The organism is Helicobacter sp. 10-6591, assembly GCF_003288805.1.
Taxonomy (GTDB): Bacteria; Campylobacterota; Campylobacteria; order Campylobacterales; family Helicobacteraceae; genus Helicobacter_F.
In genome coordinates, this window is the sequence record NZ_NHYK01000007.1 from 70456 (window position 1) to 77654 (window position 7199).

Genomic DNA, 7199 nt, shown 5'->3' on the forward strand with positions numbered 1-7199 from the left:
TATCAATTCATCATTATCATTCGGGGTAGAAAATGCTAGATTGGATGCAAAAACACAGAAAATGGCTTGTGATTACAATTTGGATAAGTGTTATTGCATTCATAGGTGCTGGAGGTATCGGTTGGGGGACTGGTTCTTTTGGTTTTAATACAGACAAAGCAGCAGAGGTAGGTGATATAAAAATCAGCAAGAGAGCCTACCAAATGGCTTATCAAAGGCTTTATAACGAGGCATTACAAAAATTTGGTGGCAACTTTGATGAAGCCCAAGCCAAAAGTATGGGCTTACATATCCAAGCTTTGCGCGATTTGATAGCTTATGCCCAGTTAGAGTCGTTTGCGAAACATTTGGGCATGGCAATAAGCGATGAAGAAGTATTAAATGCACTCACGCAAATTGCAGGATTCCAGGTTAATGGAAACTTTGATAAAGCTATGTATGAACAATATCTAGATTCTGTTGGTATGCGTAAAGATGAGTTTGAGCAGGACTTACGAAAAGAGCTTTTGGTCAGAAGGGTTTATGAAGAACTTATGCATGCAATACCCCAGACAAGCGCTACTGAGCGTCTAAGTATCAGTGTACCTTTGCATATAGAAGACCAATTTGAATTCAAAGTACTCAGACCAAAACCTGCAAGTGCGATAAAAGTCAGTGAATCTGAACTCAAAGAATATTACGAGCAAAATAAACAAAAATACCTAGAAAAAGAGCATTACCAGATCGAATACATCACATTTCTACAAGACAATCAAAGTGCAAGCACTGAGGAAATAGCTCAATACTATGAGCGCAATGCTAGTGCATATACAAATCAAGATGGCGACATAACTCCTTTAGATTTGCTAGAAGATAAAATCGCTAGAGAAATCAAAAAAGACAAAGCCTTCGTAGAATCAAAAAGGAATTTTTCAGCATTACGCGATAATAAAATTGCAGGCACTATCATAGACATACAGGCAAGTGATACTCTCCTAGAGTTAGATCCTCATACATTTCTTACGCCCGATGATATAAGTGGCTTCAAGACAATCGAAGAAAATGCCGTATTGGCTCCACTAGAGCAAGATAATGGCTACACTCTTGTGAAGCTGCTTAAAAAAATTGCACCAAAGCCTCAGAGTTTTGAATCTATCAGAGAGCTACTAAGAACAGAGCTTATAAACAAAAAGCAGCGGGATTCTCTCAAAGAGCAAGCAAACAACGAGCTTGCCAATTTCAAAGGAGAGATACTTAGCCAATATGTTTCTCCACTAACTTTTCAGAATCTAGCAGCAGAAAAGAAATTTAATGACAACTTGCAAAAAATCGGTATAGAACCACTTTTGCTTCAAAATTTACTATCCCAGGCCTTTAGTTCAGAATCTAAAGAAGGCATTTATGAATCTAATGATGGAAAAATTGTGCTTTATAGGGTTATCTCCCAGACTCTAAATCCAAATGCACAAAATGTCGAACAAGAAGTCCATACATTCAAGCAATCAGGTTTTTTGCGCTTTTTTGAACAGTATTTAAACAAAAATTACCAACCTAAGATTTTTATCCAATTAGATTAGGAGAAGTCGTGGCAAAAACACATATTTTAGCTATTGATATTGGCTCACATAAAATTTGTGCAGCTGTTGCAGAAATAGGGAGCAATGGAGCTTTAAGTGTGCTTGGCGTTGGCGTCAAGGAATCTCAAGGCGTGAAAAAAGGCATGATCAACAATATAGATCATGCTAGTCTTGCTGCACACTCAGCTATCAACGAAGCTATCAGGATGGCTGGCGTAGAGGTCAAAAAAGCAATAATCTCAATACCTAGCAACTACACCATCAGTATGGATTCTAAAGGAATAGTCAATCTCCCACACGGAGAGATTCGTCTCACAGATATACAACGTGCTATGCAAACAGCCATACACAATAATCCTGTACCTCAAGATCACCAACTTATTCATGCCTTGCCATACAGATTCATTATTGATGATATGCAAGTGGCTATTGAAGATCCCATTAATATGAGTGCTCATCGATTAGAATGTCTCGTGTATATGGTTACAGCAAAAAAGTCGCATTTAGAGAATCTCAAAAAAGTTATCAAAAATTGTGAAATCGAAATAAGCGATATTGTTGTAAGTTCTTATGCATCATCTATTGCTACTATTAGCGATGATGAGCGTAAGGGTGGAGTAGCATGTATTGATATAGGTGGTGGGCTATGTGATATTATGATTCACAATGGGCAGTCAATGTGTTATAGCGACTATTTAAATGTAGGATCAAACAACATTACACTTGACCTCGCTCAAGTTTTTAACCTACCACTTGGCGTAAGTGAGGAGATAAAAACCAAATATGGCAACCTCATACTTACCCAAGAAGATCAAGAGAAAGGTTTAAGCGCACCAATCAAAGGAATGGCCGAAAAGCAGCCCATCCCTATGGAATCTATCTTGAGTGTATTAAAAGCAAGAGTTGATGAGACCCTTGAGCTATTAAATGATATTTTAGAAAAAAGTGCTCTCAAAAACTTATTAACTTCTGGGATTGTTCTTACAGGCGGTATGGTAAAGCTTAAAAATTTCGAACAATACATAAACCAAAGTGGTTGTTTTTATGGATTATCAATAAGAATCGCACAACCAAAACAACTCAGTGGAATTTTTGAAAAACTTCAAGGACCAGAATACGCGACTATTATTGGACTTATTTTGCATAATGCTGGGAGATTCACAAACTACGAAGTTGGGATAAATAATGAAGTGAAGTTCAAAAAACTGCAAACTCATCAAGGTATAGAAGAAGTTACTCTTAAACAAGAAAAAGTTGTAAACAATGTGCAAAATTTGCAAATAAAAGAGCAAATCGTTCCTAAAGAGATGTATAGAACTGACGATTTGGACACAAGCACTAAGGAAAGTACCAGTCTTTTTAAGCGCTTTTATAAATGGCTTACTCAATTATTCTAACAAGGGAACAATATGCAAGACTTACACGACTTAAACATCCAAGAACTCGGAGATGAAATCGCTTATGATGGATGCAGGGGGGCAAAGATAGCAGCTATAGGCGTAGGTGGTGGAGGTAGCAATACAATCAATTATCTCGTGCGTAAAGATACAAGGGATGGTATAACAATTTTTGCAGCAAACACTGATTCGCAACATTTAGCCAAAAACAGTGCAAAGCGCAAAATCCAGCTTGGCAAAAAGCTTACCAGAGGACTTGGCGCAGGAGCTAAACCAGAAGTTGGCGAACAAGCTGCTCTTGAAAGTTTTGACGAGATCAAAGAAGCACTCAAGGGTTTTGATATAGTTTTTATTGCTGCTGGACTTGGCGGTGGCACAGGCACAGGAGCAGCACCACTTATTGCAAAAGCTGCAAAGGAAAATGATGCATTGGCAGTTTCTATAGTAACAAAGCCCTTCAAGTCTGAAGGGAGAAAGCGCGCAAAGATTGCAGAAGAAGGCTTAAGAAAATTACGAGAAGAGAGCGATTGTATTATCGTGGTACTCAATGATCGTATGGTAAGTGCTATAGGCAATAAAGATGGTCAAAGAGAAGCTATGAATATGGTAAATGATGTGCTTGCAGATGCTGTGATTGGATTATCAAATATTATCTTAGGTGGAAGCGCTGATGATACAAATGTGGATTTTGCTGATGTAAGAACTGTCATGGAAAATAAAGGGCTTTCCATAATGACTATAGGTGAATATACTGGAGAGGATGCAGCTAAAAATGCACTCAAGCAAGCTTTAGAATCTCCAATGCTTGGAAATGTCAGCATTCATGGTGCAACAGGCATTATCATGTGCCTTGAAACACATCCAGATTATCCCTATAAGGAAATTGATAAAGCGCGCTCAGAAATGCTTGAATACGAGACGGATGAGACAGATTTTGTTTTTGGTAGTTATAGCGATGAGAGTCTAGCAATAGATTCTGCACGTATAACAATTATCGCGACAGGATTCCAAGAAGAAATAACAGATGCTCCAGAAAATAAGAATCTTAATATGACTTCTGTTCCGCAAGTATCTTCTTTGCGTGTAAGCAGCGGAGAAACGCTATTTTCTGCCACAAGTTACGACAGAAGCAACTTGGATGTCCCAGCTTGTATCCGCAAGCAGCAAGACTAAATCTTTTGTATAACAATGCGTAGCTCCAAATTTTTTAAATTATTACAATCTTTATATCTGCTTTTGCTTGGTGTAGGGGTTGGCTCTATTATTACTTGTGTTCTGAGTGCATCTGTGGTTTTTAAAGCTGGTGAGATTTTGGATTCGAATCTCATAGGAATACAAGAAAGTGGGGTATTGATGGGGTTGATTTTCCAAAAAGCCAATTATATGTTTCTTATCATGGCTGTGATGATTGTTGTATTTGAGCTGCTTGCAATGAGAGTTTTTAGAACCTCAAGCATGATAAGCACCCTAAGTAGCGGAATCAGTGTATTAATGATTTTGCTTTTCGCATTGTATTACACACCCTTTATCCTCAATGCACCAGATACTGCTAGTGTTGAATTCCAATCTATGCACTTTCAAAGTGAGCTTGCTTTTAAAATACTCTTGGTGAGCTTATGCGTACTTTTTGTGGATAGATCCTTCAAACTTATAAAATAGTTTTTACACAAGCTTAAGAAATACAATCTTTCCTCAACTGCAGCCGTTGGTATTGCGAGTTACTTCTAAGAATAATTACCAAAAATTGGTCTTACACAGTTATAATTGGCGCAAAACGCTAAGGTTACATATAATGCAAACAATTACTATTGCTCTTGTTGGGCAGCCAAATGTTGGCAAAAGCTCGCTTATTAATGCTATTGCTGGTTCGAATCTAAAAGTTGGAAATTTTAGTGGTGTAACGATAGAAAAAACCCAGACGACGCTGCAATACAAAAATTACATTTTGTCTTTTGTCGATCTGCCGGGAATCTATGCGCTCAATGGATACTCCATGGAGGAGCGCATCACTACACAATTTCTTTGTGAAAATGACTATGATCTGATAGTTAATGTGCTAGACTGTACGAATCTTGCTCGTAATCTCATGCTAAGTTTGCAATTAACTGCATTAAGTAAAAAAATGCTTTTAGCACTCAATATGTCTGATGAAGCAAAAAAAGAGGGGTTACAGATAGATCACAAGACTCTTGAACAAAAAGTGGGAGTAGATTCTGTTAGTGTAAGCGCGAAAAACAAAGAAAATATTACATCTTTGCTCGATAAAATCATAGATATTTATAAATCAGATTTTCATACTCCAATCCAACCTAAAGAAAATACCGCCTCAGCCCAAGAACACATCACCAAAGCCCACCAAATTGCCACTAGTTGCACAATTTATAACTCTCAAACCACCATGACACAAAAGCTAGATTCTGTGTTTTTGAACAAATACTGCGGTATTGCATTCTTTCTCTTTTTTATGTGGTTACTTTTTGAACTCACCTTTAGGCTTGGGGAGTATCCAAAAGTATGGATTGAATACGGTATGGGTGCAGTTGGCGAGATTCTCAAAGAACATATTTCTTCACCTTCTCTTGCTTCACTCATAAGCGATGGAATTATCGCTGGCATAGGTGCTGTACTTAGTTTTTTACCGCATATTTTGTTGTTATTTTTAGGTATCACCCTCTTAGAGACAACTGGATACATGGCACGCGTAGCATATTTGCTTGATGGTTTTTTGTACAAATTTGGTTTGCATGGAAAAAGCTTTATCCCGCTTGTTACAGGTTTTGGCTGTTCTGTGCCTGCTTATATGGCTACACGCACATTAAAAAATCAAAGTGATAAGATTCTGACGCTTTTTATTATAAATTTCATGAGTTGCAGTGCTAGACTGCCCATATATACGCTATTTGTGGGGATATTTTTCCCGAGCAATATCGCTGGAAGTGTGTTGTTTGGCATCTATATTTTTGGCGCGGTTGTGGGGCTATTTATCGCAAAACTTCTCAAACTTAGCGTGTTTAAAGGGCACAATGAGCCCTTTGTCATGGAGATTCCCAAATACCGCCTGCCAAGTATGAATCTTGTGGTATTTAGTCTGTATCAAAAAGCACTCATGTATGTCAAAAAAGCAGGGGGATTTATTTTGCTTGCCTCAATGCTAGTTTGGTTTGGCACAAATTATCCCAACAATCCAGCATTGCTACAAGAGTATGAAAATAAAGTCAGCGCACTCTCCCAAAATCTTGGACCTAATGAAGAAAAAATACAAGATCTCCAATTCCAATTACATTCAAAGCTTTTGGAGCAAAGTTTTTTAGGGCGTATCGGCGAATGGATAAGTCCAGTTTTTTCTCCTATGGGATTTGACTGGCGTTTGTGTGTGAGTTTGCTCAATGGTCTAGCGGCAAAAGAAGTTGTTATATCTTCTATGGGGGTATTGTATGCATTGGGTGAGGGATTGGATGAAGAAGATGAAAATTTGCAAGAAGTTATTGCAAAAAATGTAAGTTTTCCAACAGCAATAGCTTTTATTTTGTTTGTGATGTTTTATAATCCTTGCCTTGCCGCAACTGCAGTCTTTGCTAAAGAATCTGGATCTTGGCGCTATGTCATCGTGCTTTTTGTTTTTACAAGTATTGTGGCATATATATTTTCATTTATAGGCTACAAAGCCGCAAATTGGTTTGGATAAAGATTTTTGCAAGAGACAAGTATGGTACGCCCAAGAGGATTCGAACCTCTGACCTACGGCTTAGAAGGCCGTTGCTCTATCCAGCTGAGCTATGAGCGCAAAGAGGTTTAAGATAGATGGGTGGCACGCTCGGAGGGAGTCGAACCCCCAACCCTCAGATCCGAAGTCTGATGCTCTATCCAATTGAGCTACGAACGCACGTTGAATGGGGTGGATGATGGGGCTCGAACCCACGACCCTCAGTGCCACAAACTGATGCTCTAACCAACTGAGCTACACCCACCAAATACATAGAAGATGGTCGGGGCGAAAGGATTCGAACCTTCGACCCCTTGGTCCCAAACCAAGTGCGCTAACCAGACTGCGCTACGCCCCGACATAAGTACAAAAAGCACGGATTATAGTTTGTAAGAGTTTAAAAAAGGCTTATATCCAATGCTACAGATATGGTACAGTTCTACTCAAACAAAAGGAATCTTTAGAATATGTCAAATAACCAATCACTTCAAGAATCTACAGCCTTCCATCAATCCATAGGTGTCGTCATCCCAATCTACAATG

5 protein-coding genes and 4 tRNA genes are annotated in these 7199 nt (G+C 38.5%); 5 read left to right on the forward strand and 4 right to left on the reverse strand.

Translation table 11 applies throughout. The features are described from left to right. The first annotated feature begins 32 nt into the window (after positions 1-32). From CCY97_RS03600 to feoB, 5 genes are all read left to right on the forward strand, one after another. Positions 33-1556 carry a SurA N-terminal domain-containing protein gene (locus CCY97_RS03600; protein WP_112064130.1) on the forward strand — a complete coding sequence of 508 codons (1524 nt, stop codon included), beginning with the start codon at positions 33-35 and terminating at the stop codon, positions 1554-1556. A gap of 8 nt (positions 1557-1564) precedes the next feature. Beyond that, on the forward strand, positions 1565-2953 hold the full coding sequence (ftsA, locus tag CCY97_RS03605; RefSeq protein WP_181562803.1) for a cell division protein FtsA: 1389 nt from the start codon (positions 1565-1567) through the stop codon (positions 2951-2953). A 12-nt stretch (positions 2954-2965) separates the two neighbouring features. Then, a complete protein-coding gene (ftsZ, locus tag CCY97_RS03610; RefSeq protein WP_112064132.1) occupies positions 2966-4126 on the forward strand; it encodes a cell division protein FtsZ in 1161 nt (386 codons plus the stop codon). 15 nt (positions 4127-4141) lie between these two features. After that, positions 4142-4612: a DUF4149 domain-containing protein gene (locus tag CCY97_RS03615; RefSeq protein ID WP_112064133.1), complete on the forward strand. Its 471-nt coding sequence runs from the start codon at positions 4142-4144 to the stop codon at positions 4610-4612. 133 nt (positions 4613-4745) lie between these two features. Beyond that, positions 4746-6638, forward strand: a complete 1893-nt coding sequence (feoB, locus tag CCY97_RS03620) for a ferrous iron transport protein B (protein ID WP_112064134.1) — start codon at positions 4746-4748, stop codon at positions 6636-6638. Between the two features lie 22 nt (positions 6639-6660). On the opposite strand, the gene CCY97_RS03625 is transcribed toward feoB, so the two are convergent. From CCY97_RS03625 to CCY97_RS03640, 4 genes are all read right to left on the reverse strand, one after another. Beyond that, positions 6661-6737, reverse strand: a tRNA-Arg gene (locus CCY97_RS03625). A gap of 22 nt (positions 6738-6759) precedes the next feature. Next, a tRNA-Arg gene (locus CCY97_RS03630) sits at positions 6760-6836 on the reverse strand. An 8-nt stretch (positions 6837-6844) separates the two neighbouring features. Beyond that, a tRNA-His gene (locus CCY97_RS03635) sits at positions 6845-6921 on the reverse strand. Between the two features lie 15 nt (positions 6922-6936). Next, positions 6937-7014, reverse strand: a tRNA-Pro gene (locus CCY97_RS03640). Positions 7015-7199 lie beyond the last annotated feature (185 nt).